Source organism: Bacillus haikouensis (assembly GCF_013179555.1).
In the GTDB taxonomy this organism is placed as follows: Bacteria; Bacillota; Bacilli; order Bacillales; family Bacillaceae_B; genus Rossellomorea; species Rossellomorea haikouensis_A.
Genome location: NZ_JABMCR010000599.1, coordinates 1 through 741, shown reverse-complemented (window position 1 = coordinate 741; position 741 = coordinate 1). Strand labels below are relative to the sequence as shown.

General features: G+C 40.2%; 1 protein-coding gene and 2 pseudogenes. 1 reads left to right on the top strand and 2 read right to left on the bottom strand.

The genetic code is table 11. The features are described from left to right. Positions 1-203, bottom strand: a pseudogene (locus tag HP456_RS24585) (class I SAM-dependent methyltransferase); the annotation flags it as partial. A gap of 159 nt (positions 204-362) precedes the next feature. Here HP456_RS24585 and HP456_RS24580 point away from each other — a divergent pair. Then, positions 363-584, top strand: coding sequence for a DUF3892 domain-containing protein (locus HP456_RS24580; RefSeq protein WP_172255886.1), 222 nt, complete (start codon positions 363-365; stop codon positions 582-584). A 55-nt stretch (positions 585-639) separates the two neighbouring features. On the opposite strand, the pseudogene HP456_RS25255 reads toward HP456_RS24580, so the two are convergent. Continuing rightward, positions 640-741 (bottom strand): annotated as a pseudogene (locus HP456_RS25255) (transcriptional regulator MntR); the annotation flags it as partial.

Below are 741 nucleotides of genomic sequence, written 5' to 3'. Positions count from 1 at the left end.
TTTTGATGAAGCAAATAGGAACCATAGCCATCTCCACACCCCAGGTCCCCCACGTTCATGCCTTTTTCGACAGATTTAAGAAAAAAAGGGATGATGGCCTTTCTGCTTCCGGTTGACCACATTTCCACACTTCTTGAGTGCCAATTATCTGCATTTGTATCCCAGCGCGATTTTGCATTCGTATGCCATTCAGATCTACTCATATTACACCTCTATAAATTCATTCTCTTTTCTCTATTCTTATTATAATTGAAAAATCCTTCTTTTTACCTGCTGAATTTCAGCTTCTGCTTGAGCTTTCCTTATTAAGAATGTTTTTTCTGACAATACTACTAGTAAGAAATGATGAACAGGAGTGAAAAATGATGGAGGAAATCACAAAGGTCCAGCGAAATTATCATGGAGATATTATTAGTTTCCAAACTTCAGGAGGCAGGATCATTTCTTACCGAAAAGCGGTACTGGAAGCTTCAGAGGGACTGATCCAGGGTGTCGATCTTTACGAAAATGAATGGGGGGAATACGAAATTTCCTCATCGGATGTCATGGATAAAGGCTTCGAGGGGTATCCTACCATCTTCTGAATTTTGGAAAGGGCATATGAATAAAGGGCTGTACCGAGACGGTCAGCCCTGATTATCATTCATTTCGATTTTGAACATCTCTAAGATCTTCAAGCCTTTTCTCTTCTTCTTCAAAAAACTGTACGAGGTCTCCTATCCGGTCGATGGAATCCCAACT

Bases quoted from the DNA above. Each gene is read 5' to 3' on its own strand.
- HP456_RS24580 (WP_172255886.1), top strand. From the start codon at position 363: ATGATGGAGGAAATCACAAAGGTCCAGCGAAATTATCATGGAGATATT.